A 1,613-nucleotide genomic window follows, 5' to 3' on the forward strand; every position below is an offset into this window, starting at 1 on the left:
GCATAACCATATGCAGGACTAGCATTCACCTTTTTTCTAGCTTCCCTAAGATTCCGTCCAGATACAAAAGCGCCGCTGAACCCGCGGTGCCTTTGCCAGCCCCCGAGCGCGCAGCGGTCGCACCGACCCAAAACGCGCCATCCTTGGACGGAGACAAATGAAAAATCGACTCACCCTTTATATTCTCGCTGGCATGGTACTCGGCGTGGCTGTCGGCTACGTCTGCCATCGGTCGGCTACGGATGCGGCTCAAGCAAAGGCCATTGCCGGCTACTTCTCGATCGTCACCGATATCTTCCTGCGCCTCGTGAAGATGATCATTGCGCCGCTGGTCCTGGCTACGCTCGTCTCCGGCCTCGCCGGCATGGAAGGTACGAGCGATGTGCGCCGAATCGGGTTGAGGTCGATCGGATGGTTCCTGTGCGCGTCGCTGTGCTCGCTTGCGCTCGGCCTCTTCCTCGCGGACCTGTTTCAGCCGGGCGCAGGATTGCACTTGACCCAGACGAGCGCCGACGTGGCGACTGGCCTCAACACCGGCGGCCTGAACTTCAAGGACTTCGTGACGCACGCGTTTCCCACCAGTATCCTCGATGCGATGGCGCGCAACGATATCCTCCAGATCCTCGTCTTTTCCGTACTGTTCGGCATCGTGCTGAGTGTGATCAAGTCGGACCCGCGCGTGACGCCGTTGATCGCCGCCGTGGAGGGGCTTGTGCCGGCCATGCTGAAGCTGACCGACTACGTGATGCGACTCGCCCCGCTCGGTGTCTTCGGTGCGCTCGCCTCCGCGATCACGGTGCACGGGCTCGACGTGCTGATGACCTACGGTAAGCTCATCGGCAGCTTTTATGCCGGTCTCGCGCTTTTGTGGACCGCGCTCATCCTGGTCGGCTATGCCCTTCTCGGCAACTCGATCTGGGCGCTGCTGAAGGCGATCCGGGAACCCGCGATGCTCGCTTTCTCGACGGCGAGCAGCGAGGCCGCGTATCCGCGTCTGACCGAGAAGCTCGAAGAATTCGGCGTCGACAAGAAAGTCGTTGGACTCACCTTGCCGCTCGGGTATGCGTTCAATCTCGACGGCTCGATGATGTATCAGGCGTTCGCGGCAATTTTCATCGCACAGGCGTTCGGTATCGATATGCCGCTCGGCACGCAGATCCTCATGTTGCTCGTCCTCATGGTCAGCAGCAAGGGGATGGCTGGTGTCGCGCGAGGCTCGGTGGTAGTCGTCGCGGCCGTGGCGCCGATGTTCCACCTGCCGCCTTCGGGCGTGGTGCTGGTGCTCGCCATCGATCAGATACTCGACATGGGACGGACTGCGACGAACGTGATCGGCAACAGCATCGCCACGGCGGTCATCGCCAAGTGGGAGGTCCGGCGCGCGGTGCGGGAAGAGCGTGTTGCACAGGCGGTCACGTTCGGCCAGTTCAAAGGCGAGCCGAAATGAGCGACGGCAAGCAGACGAGCGTGCGAAAGTTCGGCGTCGTCGGCGGACTCGGGCCGCTCGCGAGCGCGGACGTCTTCTTCAAGCTGATCAAGTCGATGCCCGCGGCGAGCGACGGCGAGCATTTCGATGCCATCTTCGAGCAGCATCCCTTCCGGGGTTCCGATGC

The 1,613-nt window shown here is 62.0% G+C and carries 1 protein-coding gene and 1 pseudogene; both read left to right on the forward strand.

All coding sequences use genetic code 11. The annotated features are described in order from the left end of the window. Positions 1–157 precede the first annotated feature (157 nt). On the forward strand, positions 158–1,447 hold the full coding sequence (locus AWB81_RS42760; protein WP_062644603.1) for a dicarboxylate/amino acid:cation symporter: 1,290 nt from the start codon (positions 158–160) through the stop codon (positions 1,445–1,447). Beyond that, positions 1,444–1,613: pseudogene (locus AWB81_RS44445) on the forward strand (cysteate racemase); the annotation flags it as partial. The gene AWB81_RS42760 and the pseudogene AWB81_RS44445, both read left to right, overlap by 4 nt.

Origin of the sequence: Caballeronia arationis, from assembly GCF_001544975.2 — a bacterium.
GTDB classification, from domain to species: Bacteria; Pseudomonadota; Gammaproteobacteria; order Burkholderiales; family Burkholderiaceae; genus Caballeronia; species Caballeronia arationis.

What these genes read in the sequence shown, in the direction of transcription:
- AWB81_RS42760 (WP_062644603.1), top strand. Translation starts at nt 158, where the DNA reads ATGAAAAATCGACTCACCCTTTATATTCTCGCTGGCATGGTACTCGGC.